The sequence below is a fragment of the Lacrimispora sp. genome, from assembly GCF_036758025.1.
Classification (GTDB): Bacteria; Bacillota; Clostridia; order Lachnospirales; family Lachnospiraceae; genus Lacrimispora.
Window position 1 is genome coordinate 73,080 of the sequence record NZ_DAIOXM010000013.1, and the last position, 17,863, is coordinate 90,942.

The following is a 17,863-nucleotide window of genomic DNA, read 5'->3' on the forward strand; positions in this document are numbered from 1 at the left end:
TTTATTATTGTCCACGCTCTTTGGACATAAAGTTTTTTTGTTTTAACGGATAGAAAAACCGCTGGTCAGGGTACACCTTCTGCGGCGGGCAAAGTGCCTGGCTGATGTAGTTCCTTCTCCTGTAGTGGTGGCTATGGTAAAGCTGGTATTTCCTTCTTTATCAAAGCCAATTCCCAACAGCGACGGACCGTTTTTTACAAACACCGATGTCTGCATCAGCTTAGCAGCCCGGTTCAGCCGTTCAATGGATTCCGAATGCAACGCAGCTGTATGCTTATAGCCCTGTTCAATGTCAAGTGCCATCTCCAGAGCTTCGTCAAAATCTTTGGCACGCACTAATGGCACCAGCGGCATCAAAAGCTCCAAAGTTACAAATGGATGCGTTGGCCCGGTTTCTGCCACAATGAGTTTTACACTGCTGTGACAGCAGATGCCGGCGCACTGGAGTATTTCATCAGCAGAACGTCCTTCCAGCTTCTTATTAATTACAAAATCTTCCGTCACTGTCACATGAAGAAGTTTTTGAATCTCCTCTTCATTTTTTACATAGTAGACGCCATTTTTCAAAAGTTCAAAAATGAAGGAATCTGCCGCCTTATCAACTACCACCATGCACTTTTCCGAGGTGCACATCAAGTTGTTGTCAAAGGCAGCCCCGCGCACGATATCCCTGGCCGCTTTTGATAAATGAGCCGTCTCGTCTACAATGACAACCGGATTGGCCGGACCTGCTCCAATTACTTTCTTTCCTGATGTCATAGCCTGACGAAGAGAACTGCTGCCGCCTGTGCAGACCACCAGATCCACATCCGGATGGCTCATGACTTCTGCTGTAAATCCCATCAGGCTTTCGTGAAGAGTCACTACCAGATTATCAATCCCGCATACGCCCCGAATTGCATCACTGATAACACCTGTAAGATACTGCGACACCTTAATTGCCCTTGGATGCGGGCAATGTATGATGCCGTTGCCTGCAGCCAGCATACCGATGGTATTGCTGATTAACGTGGCACAGGGGTTTGTGCAGGGGTGGACGGCACATACAATACCAAAAGGTGATAACTCATACAAAGTCATACCGTGGTCTCCGGTATTCACTTCTGTAATTAAATCCTCGGTACCGGGCGTCTTTTCTATGGCAAGGCTTATTTTATCTGCCTTATCCTGTATCACTCCCATATTTGTTTCAGCCACAGTCATCTCTGCAAGCTCTTTTATCAAGGGTCGCAGTGCTGCTTTCACAGCTTCCAGAATTTCCTGACGCTCGTTCATACTCAGTTTTGTATACCTGTCACAGGCCCATTTCACCGCCGATACAGCATCAGTTACATTGGAATAAATACTGCTTTTCATGTCAGACATTACCTCCTTTCCGAAACAATTCCTTATAAATAACCGTAGATGGTACACTAAACGTCCATGGAGTCGATAATGCCTATAATTGCCATATCGATAACAGCCTCTTTCTTTCTCTTATCCACTCTGACACATGAGCCCTGGCCGACAAGCACCAGCTCGCCGATTCCTGCCCCTACATAGTCTACTGCCACTTCCTCTAAATCAATGAAATTGCCGTTTCCGTCAATCCGCCTGATAATCATCAGCTTATGTCCTACCAACGTCTCGTCTTTTCTTGTTGCCACAACGGTTCCAATAACTTTAGCCAATTTCATATTATGTTCCTTTCACCTAAAAACATGGTGTACCATTAATGATCGCCTTTCTCATGGCTTGTTTTTCTTGTTGTTTTCTTTGCGGTACCGGAAGCCGGTTTCTTTACCTTATTGACTGTTTTTTCCGATTCTTCCGTCAAACCTTCTGCCTCACCGATCTCTTCCGCCGGAATTGCATTCAGAAGCTCCGGTGTTTCGGGTGTTTTAGGTGCTTCGGATATTTCCGGTGTTTCAGATATTTCGGATACTCCGGGTGTTTCCAGTATTTCCGGTGTTTCGGTTATTTCGGATACTTGCGGTGTTTCCAATATTTCGGGTGCTTCTGATATTTCAGATGCTCCGGGTGTTTCCAGTATTTCCGGTGTTTCAGTTATTTCGGATACTTCCGGTGTTTCCAGTATTTCCGGTGTTTTCGATATTTCGGGTGCTTCTGATATTTCGGATGCTCCGGATGTTTCCAGTATTTCTGGTGCTTCTGATATTTCGGATACTTCTGGTGTTTCAGATGTTCCTGATATTTCAGGTGTTCCCAATATTTCAGGTTCCCCCGGTATTCCCGCTTCCCTGTCACTCGGAAGCTCTATAACCTCCTGTTCAGGCACTGGCAATGCAGACGGTGCAGGATCTTTCGGACTGCAAAAAGTTTGTTCCACATAATCAGAGGGGCGCGGAATCACTTTACAGCCTGCCAGTTTTCCACAGATACGGCCCATCTGGCTTCCTGCATCAACGGCTGCCTTTACGGCTCCTACATCCCCCTGGATTTTAATAGTCATATAACCCAGGCCTTTTGAGTTTTCCATTTCTATTATCCGGACATTGGCTGCTTTTACCATAACATCTGCCACCAAAACCGCTGTGGACATGCCGATAATCTCAACCAGTCCCAATGACTGCTTCATCCTTTCACCTCACAATCCTGCTCTTTTAAAACAATATTCAGGAATTTCGCCCTGTCTAATGCTAAATCTGTCACAATGTCCCTACGGTTAATAAACAGAACGCCGTTTACAGCCATCTGCTCAATATTAGAGGCTGTAATGACACGCTTTTTTTCATCGTTCCTGCAAACTGCCGCATTTTCGGTTCTTGGAACCGGCTGAGGAACCGCCTCTTCTCCGCCGCAGATCGTAATCCCATATGTAAGGACTGTTCTGTAATAAGACAAAATCTGATTTTTATAAGCTTCCGGTTCTTTTCCGGAAAATCTGGCAAGGCCATTTCTGGCAAATACCACCTGGCTTCCGGCCTCCATGCAGGAGGCGATCCAATTCGTCTCATAGGTGTCTGCAATACAAAGAGCAGTCTTAACAACTACATCCCTTGGCACCACTGGAAGGACGGTGACGGTCTGCTCCAAATCAAGGGGTTTTTCACAGGAACGGTAAAGAATACCGCCGCAGGATGGGTAAGCAAGGAGAATCTCCTCATATCCCTGTTTTTTCCAGGATAAGGGAATTACCGGGTACACCACAAAGTCCGGTGATTCTGTCATTTTTTTCAAATATGCAGGAAACCTGTCATCCCAATGAGAGGTACAAAGCATATAAATCTTTCTCTGCTTCCTTTTCAGTTTCTCTTCCGTCTCCAGTTCGGTCAGGATACGCTGCACAATTTCTCTTAAGCGTTCCTCACTTATCATCAACTTCACCTCATTTCAGAAGAAGCCCCTGCCCGACGGACAGAGGTTCTCCCGCTGCAATTGCTTGCTTTATTAGTCCAGATGAGGAATGATTTTTTCCACATCTGTATGAGGACGAGGAATCACATGGGTAGAAACTACTTCACCGATTGCTGCCGCTGAAGCTGCTCCTGCATCTGTAGCCGCCTTTACAGCTCCTACGTCACCTCTGACCATTACAGTTACAAGACCGGAACCGATTTTTTCATATCCGACTAACGTAACATTTGCTGCTTTTACCATGGCATCGGCTGCCTCAATAGCGCCAACCAGGCCTTTTGTCTCAACCATTCCCAATGCATCTGCATTCATAAAGGAACCTCCTTAATCTCAACTATTAAATGTACGGTGTTGTGCTGGATTTGGGGACATCTCCCAAAGAGCCCAGCATCTTCTTTCCTGCTTCGATGGCTGCCTTTACTGCCTGCCTTACGGCACCGGAATCTCCGGTAAAAGTAAGGATAACCTCATTGGAATAACTGGTTCCACCGCCCGGTGAACAGTAACCTACTACTTCAACGTTTGCTGCTTTTACTGCGATATCTGCCAGAACCGTACCGATAGCTGCCGGACCTGCACAGGTCATTCCAAATGCTTTTCCTACCGGGGCGCCAAGGGCCTTCTCCAAACAGTAGCTGGCTCTTGCCGTGTACTGAAACTCCAGATGACCTGCATCATTTGAATAAACATCACCAAAATATTTAGGCAGAACAGAAAGTGCAATTTCAACCGCCCTTCTGGCGTCGGATACGTCATCAGCTCCGATGTAGATTAAGCTGCCGTGTCCTGCTCCTCCTTTGGTATCACGTGCAAGCTCCACAGAAATAATCTCTGTATTTGTAGCTTTGACAGCTTCATCCACTGCCCAAATCTGAGGACCTGCTCCGGTTCTTCCGCCGATAATGCCGATGGAACGGTATTTTCCTAATTTCATAATGTCTAACAGCATCGGGTCAACGCTTGCGATTACCAGACCAATGGTATCGCCAATGGCTGTTCCTACAAACTCTGTTAACCCCACAGCACTGCCGCAGGCTGGTTTTTCCGGTTCCTGCTTGATGCCAAGTTCGCTGCTCACTTGTTTCATTACTTTTTCAATTAACTGCTGATCCATGATTTTCCTCCATTCTCAATATAGCTTAAATATAAGTTTTATCCGCCTATGATGCATTGAAAGCCTAAGCTTTCTACAATTTTTTTACTTTCCGCCAAATCCTCGGACCTTAAAGGCTTTATATCCTTCAGCTCATAATCCTGGCCTAACAAGCCGTATTTATTCTCACCAAAGGAATGATAAGGCAGCAGGTGGATGATTCTGATTCCCATCAGTGTCTTTGCATACTCAGCAATGTCCTTAATTGCTTCTGCGGAAAAATTGAAGCCCGGCACAACCGGAATGCGAATGACTGTGTTGGATATCTGGCAGATACGGGGTGCATTTTTCTTAGCTGATTCATTATCCGCACCGGTAAATTTCTTATGCTGTTCCCCATCCATATGCTTAATATCAAGAAGAACAGTATCAACATAGGGAATAACCGTTTCAATTGATTCCTCTGTGCCGATTCCCGTAGTTTCTATTGCAGTGTTCCAGCCCTGAGCCTTGCAGGCCTTTAAAAGCTCTGCAGCAAATGCATGCTGTACCAGGGGTTCCCCGCCTGACAGGGTGATTCCGCCTCCCGACCTGCGGTAGGTAGTTGCATCCTTTTTCAATTCTTTCACAACTTGCTGGATTGTCATGGTCCTGCCCTTAATTACCAGTGCGCCAGACGGACATGCATTCACGCATTCACCGCAGCCGGTACAGATATCCCTGTTAATAAAGCCCTTATTACGGGGGCTGATTGCCCCAATCTTGCAAGCCGTAATACAAAGGCCGCAATGGAGGCAATCAGCCTGCTTATACATAATCACAGGTTTTATATGCTGGGATTCCGGGTTGCTGCACCACTTACAGGATAACGGACAGCCTTTTAAAAACACGATAGTACGGATTCCCGGCCCGTCATGGAGGGAGAATCTTTGAATGTCAAACACTGTTCCTGTCAGATTATAATTGATCGAATGCATGCTGACTCCCTTCCCTGTTGTTTATGGATATGGTTTAGAATTCCTGCTCTGTACGGCTGATAATGTCATCCTGAACCTCTTTTGCCAATACGGTGAACTGGGCACTGTAGCCGGCAACACGGACTACCAGGTCTTTATAATCCTCCGGATTTGCCTGAGCTTTCAACAGGGTCTCTTTGTCAATTACGTTAAACTGTACATGCATGCCCTTATGGTCAAAGTAGGAACGAACCACAGAGGCGAAACGGTGAAGGCCTTCATCTCCGTCCAATGCGGAAGGAAGGAACTTCTGGTTATAGAGAGTACCGTTGGAATAATTCTCATGGTCTAATTTTGCTACGGACATAGCAGCTGCTGTCGGTCCGTTAGTATCCTTGCCCTGTCTTGGGGAAACACCGTCTGCAAGAGGTGTCTTAGCAAGTCTTCCATCCGGGAGAGCTCCGACATCTTTTCCGAACAATACGTTTGCGGATACAGGGTAGCAGCCTGCCTGGAACTGGCCGCCTCTTGGGTTTTTATATTTCTCCACTTCATAGGAATAGATCTGGCCGCATTTTCTTGCAATCATATCAACTTCATCGTCATCATTGCCAAACCAGGGAGTATTCTCAAGAATTCTCTTAATCTGGGCATAGTCACCATTTCCGCTTGCAGAAGCTGTCTGCGGGCTGCTTAACTGAGCCTGAAGGTCTGCCAGATTAATAGAACCGTTGTTGCTTAAAATTCTCTTAACCGCTTCATAAATCTTCGCTTCATCATCACATATAGCTGCCGTGCTGTTGGAAGCGCAGCCATAACCGAAGTTATTAGCCAGAGCATCTTTCAACTGTGCCATGGTGATTTCTTTGTTATCAAATACATGCTTCTTGATTGCACACAGGGAATCTCCTGAGTCAGCAACGCCGAATGCCTGGGGTCCGGTGAAGTTATAGATAGCTCCGCCTTCCTGAACGCTGATGCCTCTTCCGATACAATCGTCTACTAGTGCGGACAGGAACGGAAGGGGTGCTCTCTCTGCATGGGCAAAGTCCACACAGTTGTCTGCTTCTGCCAGGTGGTATACGAAGTATTCCATCTGTTTCTGATAAGCTTCCAAAATATCCTCCAGACTGGTGAAGGAAGTCATATCTCCTGTTACCGGTCCTAACTGCTTGTCGCCTACCTTGCCATTGTTTAAGGTAATCTCAAGAACTTTGGCAATGTTGAAGAATGCGGCGTCATGCCAGCCTTCCGTCTTGTGGGGGCACTGAGGCTCTACACAGCCAATGATACAGTAGCTTCTTGCATCTGCCAGCGATACACCTCTGTTACACAGGGCAGGAATAATAACCTCATCATTGTACATGGCCGGAACACCAAGGCCAAGTCTGGTCACTTCACACGCACGATACAGGAATTCGTCCGGAGTATTCTGGTGAACACGAATGGAGAAGGAAGGTGCCGGCAGCTTTACATGGGCAACGGCTTCCATACACATATAAGATACATCATTGGTTGCATCCAGACCGTCTTCTGTCTGTCCGCCTACAATCAGGTTCTGGAATACGGCATAGCCTGCAAATGCCTGAGCGGAAATCTCATCACGTGTCTTATTTACATCATTTAATTTAACCCAGATACAATCAACCAGTTCCTGAGCGGATTCTTTGGAAATGCCTTTATCCATAACCAGGTATGGATTCATGTACTGGTCAAAACGTCCGGGAGAAATGGAGTGTCCGTTTGCCTCAATCTGAAGCAGTATCTGGACAAACCAGAACGCCTGGCAGGCTTCATAGAAATTGGAAGCTCCTCTTTCCGGAACCCGTTCACAGTTTGCTGCGATCTGAAGCAGCTCTGCTTTTCTCTTAGGATCGAGGCAGGCGGAAGCCATTTCTCTGGCCTTTGCTGCATAGCGATGTGCAAAATTAATTGCTGCTGTATATGTAATGACCAATGCTTCATAGAAGTTTTTCTTCTTAATATACTCCGGATCACTGGTATCCAGTTTTTCCATGGCTTCGATTACACTTTTAATGATTCCGGTAAAACCAATCTTTAAAACCTTGCCGTAATCAACGCATACGTGTCCCACACCGCCGTAGAAATAGTTGCCTACCGTAAATACGCCGTTAGCGATACAGTCCTTTGTCTCTTTTGACATATAGGAATCAGCCAAAGCGCTTGTAGTCTTGCCTTCCCAATATTTAAACGCATCTGCAAGCTCCCTTGCAGTCTCCTCAGGAATCTGGAAGGGATCTGCAATACGGCTTCCCATGGTCTTAAATTCTTTTTCTACCCAGTCATAAGAGAACTCAGGACAAATTTCCGTGGAGCGCAGATTTTTTGTAATTGCACCTACGATTAATTCATCCGGATGAATCGTAACAGGCAGGCTGTTAAAGATTTTTTCTGCTGCTTTTGCACGTCTCATAATGGGAGACAGACCTTCTGTCTCTTTGTAGGATTCCGTAACGAGCACTGCACGTTCAGACTCTACATAAGGGATAGCATCTACAATCGCTTTCTTTAAGCGTTTCACCCTCTCAGTTGGTTCTGTAAAACCTCTTGCAATCATGATAATCCTCCTTTACATTATATAAATCTTTTATTTACTTACTGCAAAATAACCGGGCAGCAAATGTCTTATGGGCTCCATCATACCTTATTGGGCTTAACAGAGCTAAATAGAATCAAAACTGAAAAAATGTACAATCCAGACTTTTCACTTATCAAGGGCAGTCGATTCGTACATTCAGCAATTTCAAAAAACCTTTCAGCAGTTCCACGTTTCCAGGCCAGGCTGGGGAAGTTACCAAATTTCCGCTGATCACTGCTTCGTGGGGAAGCACCTCCACATACTCTCCTCCCACAGCCAGAACTTCAGGCTTTACTGCAGAATAGGCGGTAAGCCTTATCCCCCTCACTGCGTCTGCGGCCGTAAGAATTTGAACCCCATGGCAGATAGCTGCCACCGGTTTCTTCAATTCCATAAAATAGCGGACAATGTCAAGCACTCTGGTATCCAGCCTTAAATATTCCGGCGCTCTTCCTCCGGTGAGAAAAAGTCCGTCATACTGGTCTAATTTCAGATAACTGAAATCAGCGTTCAGCATAAAAAGGTGCCCCGGCTTTTCTGAGTAGGTCTGATCCCCTTCAAAATCATGGATGGCGGTTTTTATCGTATCTCCAGCCGATTTTCCCGGACAGGCCACATCCACATGAAGCCCCGCCACCATCAATGTCTGATACGGCACCATGACTTCGTAATCTTCTGTGTAATCACCAGCCAGCATCAATACTTTCTTCACTTGCTCCCTCCTTTTTTCATATGGCAGAACATCATTTGTACTTGTTTTATTATATCAAATCACAAACATCCCTCTTTATAATAAGCAGACCAGATTACCCCACAATCCAGACACACTTTGTCCGCAGGCAAGTGTATTGGATTTTACCCTTTTTTAGATTGAGGCGTAATTGAGTATTCTCTTCCCGTTTTTTATAATGATAAAGGAGTATGTTTTATTCTCACGAAAGGAGTACAGCTATGTCACTGTTAGAACAAATAAAAGATGCAGGTATTGTCGGATGCGGAGGAGCTGGTTTTCCGGCCCATGTCAAATTAAACTGTACGGTAGAACATCTGATCATCAATGCTGCCGAATGCGAGCCCCTTCTGCGTACAGACCGCTGGCTGATGATTCACAAATCCGATGAGATCATCACTGCGGCTGAGATGATGGCTGAGATGGTAAAGGCCAGCCATATACATATTGCGCTGAAAGAAACTTACCGCCAGGAAATCCAGGCATTGGAGTCTGTAATCTCAAAAAAGTCCAGTCCTGTACGGCTGTTTCAGATGAGGAATTTCTATCCTGCCGGAGACGAGCAGATTATGGTCTGTGATGTAACGGGGTGTACCGTGCCTCCTTCGGGAATTCCACTGGATGTAGGCGCTGTGGTGTCTAATCTTGCCACTACGTATTCGATCTATCAAGCTTCCCGGGGAGAGTCGTTTACAAGCAAATATTTGACGGTTACAGGAGCAGTAGCTTCTCCCTGTATTGTACATGCGCCCCTTGGAACTTCTTTCGCTGAATGCCTTAAGGCAGCCGGCGGGCCCGCAGCCTCCGGCTGCCATGTAATTGCCGGCGGGCCGCTTATGGGAAAATGTTATAGTATGCAGGAAGCAGAGAAGCTTGTTGTAACGAAAACAACCTCCGGTTTTATACTTGTACCGGATGACGCCCCATTGGTAGTGAATCACCAGATTCCTGTGAACGTGTCATTGAAACGGGCAAAGATGAGCTGTATCCAGTGTACCTACTGTACCCAGATGTGTCCCAGATATTTAACCGGCCATCCGCTGAGACCCCATATGATCATGCGCAAGCTGGCCTATGCCCAGTCTCCTGAAGATGTTTTGGATGATGTCCACGTGAAAGATGCCATGATTTGCAGTGAATGCGGTTTATGCGAAACATATGCCTGTCCTATGGGATTAAAACCAAGGCAGGTGAACATCTACTTAAAAGGCCTGCTGCGCCAAAAAGGATTCCGGTACGAAAAACCATTGGACGCGTTTCAGCAGCTGGAGGAACGTTCTTACCGCCGTGTTCCGTCCAGGAGAATTGCCGCCAGGCTTGGTGTGGATGCATATTACGATTACCACATAGAGAAATGCCATGAGCTCATGCCTGGCGTTGTGCATATCCCGCTTCAGCAGCACATTGGCGCCTCAGCCCTTCCTGCAGTCGCTGTCGGTGACAGTGTGGAGGCCGGGCAGCTGATCGGAAGGATTCCGGAAAAAGCATTGGGAGCTAATATTCACGCGAGTATTTGCGGCCGGGTAAGGTCGGTTTCCAATTCCGAAATTATCATTTGTGCAGAATGAAGCCAGACAAGGAGGGTATTATGATTACCATTGGATTTTTAGAATTGAACAGCATTGCCAGGGGGATTCTGGCTGCAGATATGATGCTGAAGGCCGCAGATGTCAAACTGATAGCCGCAAGGCCCAGCTGTCCCGGAAAGTATCAGATATTAATCTCCGGAGAGGTTTCTGCAGTGGAAACTTCTTTAACCAGCGGTGAGGCAGCGGCAAAAAGCAATATGATAGACAAACTTTTGATTCCCAGAGTCCATCCTCAAGTCATAGAAGCCATTCATATGTCTGTTTCCGTACCTGAGCGTAAAGCCCTGGGCGTACTGGAGTTTTTCTCCATTGCCGGAGCTATTATAGCTGCGGACAGTGCAGTGAAAGCAGCTAATGTAACCTTAATAGAAATCCGCCTGGGAACGGGAATCGGCGGCAAATCTTTTGTCACCCTTACAGGTGATGTGGGAGCCGTGGAAGCAGCCGTAAATGCCGGTGCAAAAACTGCCGAGGCCACAGGCTCCATGATTGAAAAGATTGTGATCGCCCACCCGGCAAAGGAGCTTTATGACAGCTTGCTGTAACAGATATCAGGAGGAACGATGATGATGGAAGAAAACCAGATGGAGAAGCTTGTAGGTGCTATTGTGGATACACTGAGGCTTGAGACAATTACCCTGGGTGATGCTCTGCTCCTCATAGAACTGGGGAAAGAAAAAGCTTTGGAATCAGGGGTTTCAATGGTCATAGCGGTTGTAGACAGCGGCGGCAATTTAATTGCCCAGCAGCGCATGGACAACGCTTTTATTGGGAGCATTGCCATTTCCCTATCGAAAGCATATACTGCGGCGGCTCTGCAAATTCCTACGGAGGAGTTGGCAGGTTCCGTGCTTCCGGGGCAGCCCCTCTATGGCCTTGCAGAAACCGGAGGGGGAAACTTCTGCGTATTTGGCGGAGGAATTCCTATTATGAGAAAAGGCCGCTGTATCGGCGGCCTGGGTGTTTCAGGAGGTACTCTGGAACAAGATATCTGTGTCGCAAAACATATCATAGCTCGTTGGGAATCATGATATTTGCAGCGTAACGAAAAAAGCCGCCAGCAGGCGGCTTTAGACTTCGGAAAAGGGAACACTTACGTGCCCTCTGTTAAATCCTCCTTTTTGGGGGGATTATAGTAACAGTTAGGGCATTCATCAGGTTTCTTCTCCACCTTTTTATTTTTATACAGACAACTGGGACAATCGTCCGGCATCTTTTCTACCTCGTCTGTCTGATAAAAATTACCTGCAAATTCATCTTTTTTATTCATGGCATTTCCTCCGTATGATAGATATATATTTCAACAATTTGATACGGTATTATAACACATTTCCAATAAAGGAGGTACTAAATGGAACGACTTATCAATAAAAAGGCACCCCCCTTCACCATGGAAGCTGTCACCGGTGACGGAGAAGAATTCATCACACTGGATTTGGATGACTATAAAGGCTCATGGCTCATCCTTTTCTTCTACCCTATGGACTTTACCTTCGTCTGTCCTACGGAGCTTACCGGTTTCAGCAAAGACTTCCGCCTTTTCCAGGAAGCAGGGGCAAAACTGCTTTCTGTCAGCACTGACAGCAAATACTGCCATCAGGCCTGGATTCGGAATGGTCTGGGACACTTAAACTATCCTATGGCCGCTGACAAGACCATGTCCGTGTCTTCTGACTACGGCGTGCTGCTGGAGGATGAAGGAATCGCCCTCCGCGGTCTTTTTATCATTGATCCCGAACTGACGGTGCGTTACAGCGTAATCCACGACAATCATATAGGCCGGAATACAGAAGAAATCTTAAGGGTATTAAAAGCCCTGCAGACAAACGGCCTGTGCGGCGCCAATTGGACCGTTGGAAGCAGCAACCTCACTCCGGAGCAGGTGGTTGAGAAACCTCAGCCAGCCGCAGCTTCATCAGAAAATATCAAGCTTTACTCCCTCCCCGGCTGTACGTATTGCAGTCAGATCAAAGATTATTTACAGAGCCAGGGACTTTCTTTTCAGGAAATCAATCTGGAAACTGACCAGGCCGGCCAGTCCTTTATGGAAGAAAGGGGCTACACAGCACTGCCGGTCACCATCATCGGAACTCACGAGATATCCGGCTTCCGTCTTGATAAAATAAAAGAAATTTTAAACAGACTATAGACTATAGCCATCTGAAACGGCTGATCTCCGAAACTTAAACACGTATGGGAGATCAGCCGTTTCAGATATGTAAGATAAGGCCTAGACACTGAAAAAGCCGTTTCCGAATACAGCGTTTATAATAAATGTAAGGATAAAAATGGTAAACGCCGGTGGATCAATATGGGTATCGCAATGGCTGTTAAAGGTTTTTGCCATAAAATCACCTACTAATGAGGCGATGATACCGAAGATTGGACCCAAAGCAGGATTTCCGGAAGCAGCCACAGCAAGGGCGGCAATCAATGCGATATGATGGGTTGCCGGTGTTGCAAATCCTGTCTGTGTAAATATCAGTGACGCGGCCGCTATACCGAAGCAAAGGATCGGATAACTTCCCAGAACTGCGTCGCCGGCTCCGCTGTTTACCAATACCTGATATATAAAGCCAACGGCTGTACCAAGTCCCAGTCCCAGCAGTACATTACACATCATGCCATTTCCTGATGTAAAATATTCTCTCTTTTCGCTTGCCGGAGCTTTCCCTATAAGACCGCTGGTTCCAAAGAGAAAACGAACAACAATTGCAGAAATAACAACAGTAATACCCGGAAGATCTGTGTTTAAGTGAAGGATGGAACCCATAAGATAATGTACCAGGAAACCAAACACGCCAAAAATACCGCCTACAATCAATGTCATAGGGTCACAAAGACCGTTGAGAGAAGACAAAATATCAGTTCCGCTGCCCAGTTTTTTCTGCTTTCCTGCGTAAGCGGCTGCAGCAACTCCTCCGGCAAATGCAACATGGGGCCCAAGGTAGGAACCGAAGGCAATAAATCCAACCGTCATATCAGCCCCTCCCCCCATAGCCACTCCGGCACCTGTAATTGCAATGACTCCCGTAAGAATAAATGCAGGAAGTGCTCCCATATAAGCTCCAATAATGCCTCCCCCAAATGATGCGATTAATGCAAAAATATCCATACCTTTCTCCTTTCCTGTTTTCTGATTAATTAAATTTTAACATTGTTTATGGAATTTTAATTATACTATTCATTCTGAAAACAGGTAATATCAAGACATAATCAGCCGTAAGGTTTCTCTGGCAATCTCTAACTCTTCATTGGTGGGAATTACCATAACTGTGACATTGGAATCAGATGTGGAAATCTTCATCTCTTCTCCCCGTCTGGAATTTGCAGATTCATCAATCCGGATTCCCAGCCAGCATAAGTATTCACATATTCTTTCCCTGGTGTCCTTATCATTTTCTCCAATACCTGCAGTAAAGACAATTGCGTCCACCCCCTTCATGGCGGCTGCATATGCCCCTATGAATTTTGCACATTGATAGGCAAATATCTCTAAGGCATCTGCTGCCCGCTCACTGCCCGCTTTCTTTGCCTCCCCTAAGTCACGGAAATCACTGGATCTGCCGGAAATTCCGTAAACCCCTGACTTTTTATTGAGAATACCAAGCATATCGTCAATATTCAGATTCTCTTTATGCATCAGGTATTGCAGTGCGGCCGGGTCGATGCTGCCGCTTCTGGTTCCCATAATCAGACCTTCCAAGGGAGTGAATCCCATGGTAGTATCAATGGATTTTCCATATTCTACCGCCGCAATGCTGGAACCATTTCCCAGATGGCACACAATTGTTTTTAAAGAAGCCGCCGGCTTTCCAAGAAGTGCTGCTGCTCTTTTCGCTACATAGCTGTGGCTGGTTCCATGAAAACCATACCTTCTCATCTTATATTTCTCATAGTATTCGTAGGGAACCCCATATAAGTAGGCCTTCTTCGGCATGGTCTGATGGAACGCCGTATCAAAAACCGCAGTCATAGGCACTTTTGGCATCAGCTCTTTGCAGGCATAGATACCGCTTAGGCTGAGAGGATTGTGCAGCGGCGCAATCTCACAGCAGTCTGCAACTGCCTTGATGGCTTTTTCATTGAGCAAGGTAGAGGATGTAAAAAACTCTCCTCCGTGAGCCACCCGGTGACCTACAGCCCCAATTTCCTCCAATGTCTTTATGACTCCGCTCTGCTCATTTGTAAGCACGTCCAGGGCAATGCGGACTGCCTCTGAATGAGTAGACATGGAAACTATCTTCGTTTCTTTCTTCCCATTAGCAGGTTCATAAGAAACCCGGCTTTCTTCCAAACCAATCCGCTCACAGATCCCTTTAGCCAGTACGGTTTCCGTATCCGATTGAATCAGCTGATATTTTAAAGAAGAACTTCCGCAGTTGATAACCAATATATTCATAAATCTCTTCCCCTCCTGCAGGTATTTTCAATACGAACATTATACAATGAAGGCCGGACTCAACGAATATACATTACAGAGGGGAAAACGGTAATTTTAAGACTTTCCATTATGAATGCAATCAAAAAAGGAAACTCACAAAACGAGTTTCCCTTTCTTTTTATTCCATCTGAACCGGCTATGTTAAAATTCTTTCTTCTCTATAATCCTGACGGATACATAATAAGAAACAGCAAAAGCAGCCAAACAAACAAGAAGCGCCAATCCAACAAATTTCACAGGTCCCATAACCTCCAGCTTTGCCGCCTTGCCTATATTGTAATCCAAATTCCCCAGTCTTTTCACAAGGACAAAAGCCCCTGCCACTAAAAAGCCAATGACTGCCATCAATACGACTCTGCCTTTTTCCGCCCCAAACTTCAACTGAAGAGGCAGGGTCACTGAAAAAAGCACCTGGGTCACTGCCAGGGAAACAAAAGCCATGGAAAGAGCCTGGGACAGCTCCCACCCCTGCCCGGAAACCACACCCACAACTGCAATCAAGGATGCCAGCAGCCAGGCTGCCCCGCCGACCAGTAAGCAGAATATATATTTTTCAGCCACATATCCGGCTCTGCTTATGGGCAGGGTGAACAGGAAGGAGAAGCCATTTTCAAGTTCATCATAGCTGACGGTGCTCAATGCAAGCATGGAAAAAATAAGAACCGAATAATTGATAACGAAAGAAGGATCATTGTTGGTAAACAACATGACTCCGCACGCAATCAGCAGCACAACCAAAAATCTCTTTTGATTTTTCAGCAGCATCAAATCCTTGATCAATAATCCTTTCATATTTTCTCACCTCGAATCATCATTGTAATCACCTCATCAATACTTCCCTTTTCTATGACCAGCCCGGGACTGTTTTCCAGATAGAACTGTTTTCGGTCCGAAAGACAGCTATAGCCAAAAGTTTCTTTCCTGCGTTTAATGATGTACCGTTTATCCAGTTCTTCATACTGCTTTTCCGTTACTTTTAACAGACAGTAATTGCCAAGAAGGGCATCTGTTTCTTCATGAAGGACCAGATTGCCTCCGTCAATCAGATACAGGTCGTCACATAAGGTTTCCAGATCGCCTGATATGTGGGAGCTGATCAGTACGGATCTTTCCCCATTTTCCATATAGCTTCTGATATAGTCCAATATCTCATCTCTCGCTATGACATCCAGCCCTGAGGTCGGTTCATCTAAAATCAACAGCCTGGCGCCGTGGGACATGGCTGCAATCACTTTCAGCTTTGCTTTCATTCCGGTGGAAAAATCTTTGATTTTTTTCTGAAAAGGCAGGTCAAATTCCTTACATTTCTTTCTGAATTCCTGTTTATCAAATTTTTTATAAAGACTCTCCATGACCGGAATAATATCCTCAATGGACAAATATCCGCTGAATCCTGAATCAGCCAATACAACTCCAATGTCTTCCCTGTCCTGAGAAGTCAGGGAATCAGGTTCCTTTCCAAAGACCGTAATACGGCCTCCGTCTACAGTGATCAAACCCAAAACCGACTTAAATACTGTGGTTTTTCCCGCGCCGTTTGGCCCGATCAGCCCGGTGATACAGCCTGGGCGCAATTCCATAGAACAGTTGAGATTGAAATCACCATAATACTTTTCCACATTTTCTAACTTTAACATCCTGATCAATCCTCCAAAACAATATGAAACAACTCCATCAGTTCCTCATTGCTCATCCCACAGCTTCTACCCTTCCGAATAGCTGTTTCCAGATCAGCTTCCACTTCTTTTTTCCGTTCCTCTAAAACCAGATTGGGACTGGTTCCGGCCACAAAACTGCCTTTGCCGTGAACAGTTATGACAAAGCCCTCCTGCTCCAGTGCATCGTAAGACTTCTTTACGGTCAAGGCACTGACCCTTAAGTCCTTTGCCAAAGACCGCACCGAGGGAAGCATATCCCCCTCTTTCACTTGTTCCTGTATAATGAGACCTTTAATCTGCTCCACAATCTGCTCGTAAATAGGCTGCATGGATGAATTATTAATAATCAGCTTCATAATTCCCCTCCTCGATAAACAGTATATAACAGTGCCGCATATTTGTCAACTGTTATATACTGTTTATCACTATTTTTTATAAAACCAAAGATAATGCAGATATTTTTCCCGCTTTTTCAGCCACAGCAAAAAACGGGGAAGGTTTCCCTTCCCCGCTGTCTGCTTGGCGTTATACTTATTTGCTGAACAAAAACTTCATATACCGAATGAATACATAAACAACCAGACATACTGCAATGACCGTCTCCACAGTCACCAGCGCCGGTAAAAAGCTTACGCTATAGCCTGCCTTTCCCAGAAATCCGGCTGACATCTTCAATGCAATGGCACTGATGACAACAGGAAATGTGAAGGCGGAGTAGCTTGGATAAAATGGCAAAGCCAGAAATTTAGGAAGCTGGATCAGCACTGATAAATACAGCACTGAAGCCAATATCAAAAGAAACAGAACCATTCCCGGTGATTTTACCTCTGCAGACTGGAGATAACCTGCCAGACAAAGGCTGACCGGTGCCGTGTAGATACAAAACAGCGGCCTTGCCGGTTCCGGAATCTCCTTATGCTTCACATACCGGACTGTTACAAGCACCAGCAGAATCAGGCAGCAGACCAGACCAAACCAGAAAATCCCCAGCCCAAGTCTTGTTTGTCCAAATGCAGGTGCTGTGACGCTGGCTGCGACAATTCCAACATACACGATATAGTAGCTGGCAAATACGGTTTTCATATTCAATTTACAAAGGAAACGGACGGTGAAATACACGATAAGCAAAGTATGTAATCCGATTCCCAGATACCAGATATAAACTGCACTGCTGCCCATAAAAGGCTTTGCATAGGCCGACAGCAAGATCAATGCCATGGAAAAGGTTCCTGACACGCTTGCCACCGCCGGATTTTTCATATCTTCTTTTACCATATCAAAATGAAAAAGACATTTGCACAGAATCAAAATTCCCAGTATGGCTGAAATGGCTCCGCACAGCAGGCGGACAGCCTCCGAATAGCTTTGCAGGAGATTGCCCAGGGCTGCCAGCCCCAGCATAAGCCCTGCCATTGGAACAGGTGTTTTCTTAATCAT

20 protein-coding genes and 1 pseudogene are annotated in these 17,863 nt (G+C 45.8%); 5 read left to right on the forward strand and 16 right to left on the reverse strand.

Annotated features, from left to right (window positions below; genetic code table 11):
* Window positions 1-42: 42 nt before the first annotated feature.
* The 9 genes from V7M78_RS12460 to V7M78_RS12500 form a co-directional block, all read right to left on the reverse strand.
* Window positions 43-1,413, reverse strand: coding sequence for an aldehyde dehydrogenase family protein (locus tag V7M78_RS12460; RefSeq protein WP_333649975.1), 1,371 nt, complete (start codon window positions 1,411-1,413; stop codon window positions 43-45).
* Window positions 1,413-1,676, reverse strand: a complete 264-nt coding sequence (locus tag V7M78_RS12465; protein ID WP_333649978.1) for a EutN/CcmL family microcompartment protein — start codon at window positions 1,674-1,676, stop codon at window positions 1,413-1,415. Before V7M78_RS12465 ends, V7M78_RS12460 begins: the two co-directional genes overlap by 1 nt.
* A 35-nt stretch (window positions 1,677-1,711) precedes the next feature.
* A complete protein-coding gene (locus V7M78_RS12470) occupies window positions 1,712-2,578 on the reverse strand; it encodes a BMC domain-containing protein (RefSeq protein ID WP_333649980.1) in 867 nt (288 codons plus the stop codon).
* Window positions 2,575-3,318 carry a hypothetical protein gene (locus V7M78_RS12475; protein WP_333649982.1) on the reverse strand — a complete coding sequence of 248 codons (744 nt, stop codon included), beginning with the start codon at window positions 3,316-3,318 and terminating at the stop codon, window positions 2,575-2,577. The genes V7M78_RS12470 and V7M78_RS12475 overlap by 4 nt, the downstream gene beginning before the upstream one ends.
* Before the next feature lie 72 nt (window positions 3,319-3,390).
* Window positions 3,391-3,669: a propanediol utilization microcompartment protein PduA gene (gene pduA / locus V7M78_RS12480; protein WP_158377204.1), complete on the reverse strand. Its 279-nt coding sequence runs from the start codon at window positions 3,667-3,669 to the stop codon at window positions 3,391-3,393.
* Between the two features lie 25 nt (window positions 3,670-3,694).
* Entirely contained in the window at window positions 3,695-4,471 is a 777-nt protein-coding gene (gene pduB, locus V7M78_RS12485; RefSeq protein ID WP_333649986.1) for a propanediol utilization microcompartment protein PduB, read from the reverse strand.
* Between the two features lie 38 nt (window positions 4,472-4,509).
* Entirely contained in the window at window positions 4,510-5,427 is a 918-nt protein-coding gene (locus V7M78_RS12490; protein ID WP_333649988.1) for a glycyl-radical enzyme activating protein, read from the reverse strand.
* A 34-nt stretch (window positions 5,428-5,461) separates the two neighbouring features.
* A complete protein-coding gene (locus tag V7M78_RS12495; RefSeq protein WP_333649990.1) occupies window positions 5,462-7,984 on the reverse strand; it encodes a glycyl radical protein in 2,523 nt (840 codons plus the stop codon).
* Between the two features lie 154 nt (window positions 7,985-8,138).
* The gene (locus tag V7M78_RS12500) at window positions 8,139-8,717 is read right to left on the reverse strand and encodes a DJ-1/PfpI family protein (protein WP_333649992.1); all 579 of its coding nucleotides are present in this window, start codon (window positions 8,715-8,717) and stop codon (window positions 8,139-8,141) included.
* A 239-nt stretch (window positions 8,718-8,956) separates the two neighbouring features.
* Between V7M78_RS12500 and V7M78_RS12505 the strand changes: the two genes are divergently transcribed.
* Genes V7M78_RS12505 through V7M78_RS12515 form a run of 3 tightly spaced genes read left to right on the forward strand, consistent with a single transcriptional unit; the run spans window position 8,957 to window position 11,355 of the window.
* Window positions 8,957-10,303 carry a 4Fe-4S dicluster domain-containing protein gene (locus V7M78_RS12505; RefSeq protein WP_333649994.1) on the forward strand — a complete coding sequence of 449 codons (1,347 nt, stop codon included), beginning with the start codon at window positions 8,957-8,959 and terminating at the stop codon, window positions 10,301-10,303.
* A gap of 20 nt (window positions 10,304-10,323) precedes the next feature.
* Window positions 10,324-10,869 carry a BMC domain-containing protein gene (locus tag V7M78_RS12510; RefSeq protein ID WP_333649996.1) on the forward strand — a complete coding sequence of 182 codons (546 nt, stop codon included), beginning with the start codon at window positions 10,324-10,326 and terminating at the stop codon, window positions 10,867-10,869.
* An 18-nt stretch (window positions 10,870-10,887) separates the two neighbouring features.
* The gene (locus tag V7M78_RS12515; protein WP_333649998.1) at window positions 10,888-11,355 is read left to right on the forward strand and encodes a GlcG/HbpS family heme-binding protein; all 468 of its coding nucleotides are present in this window, start codon (window positions 10,888-10,890) and stop codon (window positions 11,353-11,355) included.
* Between the two features lie 62 nt (window positions 11,356-11,417).
* Here the strand turns inward: V7M78_RS12515 and V7M78_RS12520 are convergent, their stop codons facing one another.
* On the reverse strand, window positions 11,418-11,594 hold the full coding sequence (locus tag V7M78_RS12520; RefSeq protein ID WP_333650000.1) for a hypothetical protein: 177 nt from the start codon (window positions 11,592-11,594) through the stop codon (window positions 11,418-11,420).
* A gap of 81 nt (window positions 11,595-11,675) precedes the next feature.
* Between V7M78_RS12520 and V7M78_RS12525 the strand changes: the two are divergent.
* A pseudogene (locus V7M78_RS12525) lies at window positions 11,676-12,194 on the forward strand (peroxiredoxin); the annotation flags it as partial.
* A 12-nt stretch (window positions 12,195-12,206) separates the two neighbouring features.
* Entirely contained in the window at window positions 12,207-12,473 is a 267-nt protein-coding gene (locus V7M78_RS21650; protein WP_442914654.1) for a glutaredoxin family protein, read from the forward strand.
* 81 nt (window positions 12,474-12,554) lie between these two features.
* Here V7M78_RS21650 and V7M78_RS12530 read toward each other — a convergent pair whose 3' ends face one another.
* The 6 genes from V7M78_RS12530 to V7M78_RS12555 form a co-directional block, all read right to left on the reverse strand.
* Entirely contained in the window at window positions 12,555-13,439 is an 885-nt protein-coding gene (locus V7M78_RS12530) for a hypothetical protein (RefSeq protein WP_333650004.1), read from the reverse strand.
* Window positions 13,440-13,529: 90 nt separating this feature from the next.
* The gene (locus tag V7M78_RS12535) at window positions 13,530-14,726 is read right to left on the reverse strand and encodes an acetate/propionate family kinase (protein ID WP_333650006.1); all 1,197 of its coding nucleotides are present in this window, start codon (window positions 14,724-14,726) and stop codon (window positions 13,530-13,532) included.
* A gap of 183 nt (window positions 14,727-14,909) precedes the next feature.
* Window positions 14,910-15,560, reverse strand: a complete 651-nt coding sequence (locus V7M78_RS12540) for an ABC-2 transporter permease (RefSeq protein ID WP_333650008.1) — start codon at window positions 15,558-15,560, stop codon at window positions 14,910-14,912.
* On the reverse strand, window positions 15,557-16,405 hold the full coding sequence (locus V7M78_RS12545) for an ABC transporter ATP-binding protein (protein WP_333650010.1): 849 nt from the start codon (window positions 16,403-16,405) through the stop codon (window positions 15,557-15,559). The genes V7M78_RS12540 and V7M78_RS12545 overlap by 4 nt, the downstream gene beginning before the upstream one ends.
* Window positions 16,406-16,410: 5 nt before the next feature.
* Entirely contained in the window at window positions 16,411-16,782 is a 372-nt protein-coding gene (locus V7M78_RS12550; RefSeq protein ID WP_333650012.1) for a GntR family transcriptional regulator, read from the reverse strand.
* A 175-nt stretch (window positions 16,783-16,957) separates the two neighbouring features.
* Window positions 16,958-17,863: a TDT family transporter gene (locus V7M78_RS12555; RefSeq protein ID WP_333650014.1), complete on the reverse strand. Its 906-nt coding sequence runs from the start codon at window positions 17,861-17,863 to the stop codon at window positions 16,958-16,960.

Coding starts and splice junctions, on each gene's coding strand:
- V7M78_RS12465 (WP_333649978.1), bottom strand. CDS start 1,676: ATGAAATTGGCTAAAGTTATTGGAACCGTTGTGGCAACAAGAAAAGAC.
- V7M78_RS12470 (WP_333649980.1), bottom strand. CDS start 2,578: ATGAAGCAGTCATTGGGACTGGTTGAGATTATCGGCATGTCCACAGCG.
- V7M78_RS12475 (WP_333649982.1), bottom strand. CDS start 3,318: ATGATAAGTGAGGAACGCTTAAGAGAAATTGTGCAGCGTATCCTGACC.
- pduA (WP_158377204.1), bottom strand. CDS start 3,669: ATGAATGCAGATGCATTGGGAATGGTTGAGACAAAAGGCCTGGTTGGC.
- pduB (WP_333649986.1), bottom strand. CDS start 4,471: ATGGATCAGCAGTTAATTGAAAAAGTAATGAAACAAGTGAGCAGCGAA.
- V7M78_RS12490 (WP_333649988.1), bottom strand. CDS start 5,427: ATGCATTCGATCAATTATAATCTGACAGGAACAGTGTTTGACATTCAA.
- V7M78_RS12495 (WP_333649990.1), bottom strand. CDS start 7,984: ATGATTGCAAGAGGTTTTACAGAACCAACTGAGAGGGTGAAACGCTTA.
- V7M78_RS12505 (WP_333649994.1), top strand. CDS start 8,957: ATGTCACTGTTAGAACAAATAAAAGATGCAGGTATTGTCGGATGCGGA.
- V7M78_RS12510 (WP_333649996.1), top strand. CDS start 10,324: ATGATTACCATTGGATTTTTAGAATTGAACAGCATTGCCAGGGGGATT.
- V7M78_RS12515 (WP_333649998.1), top strand. CDS start 10,888: ATGATGATGGAAGAAAACCAGATGGAGAAGCTTGTAGGTGCTATTGTG.
- V7M78_RS12520 (WP_333650000.1), bottom strand. CDS start 11,594: ATGAATAAAAAAGATGAATTTGCAGGTAATTTTTATCAGACAGACGAG.
- V7M78_RS12530 (WP_333650004.1), bottom strand. CDS start 13,439: ATGGATATTTTTGCATTAATCGCATCATTTGGGGGAGGCATTATTGGA.
- V7M78_RS12535 (WP_333650006.1), bottom strand. CDS start 14,726: ATGAATATATTGGTTATCAACTGCGGAAGTTCTTCTTTAAAATATCAG.
- V7M78_RS12540 (WP_333650008.1), bottom strand. CDS start 15,560: ATGAAAGGATTATTGATCAAGGATTTGATGCTGCTGAAAAATCAAAAG.
- V7M78_RS12545 (WP_333650010.1), bottom strand. CDS start 16,405: ATGTTAAAGTTAGAAAATGTGGAAAAGTATTATGGTGATTTCAATCTC.
- V7M78_RS12550 (WP_333650012.1), bottom strand. CDS start 16,782: ATGAAGCTGATTATTAATAATTCATCCATGCAGCCTATTTACGAGCAG.
- V7M78_RS12555 (WP_333650014.1), bottom strand. CDS start 17,863: ATGATTAAGAAAACACCTGTTCCAATGGCAGGGCTTATGCTGGGGCTG.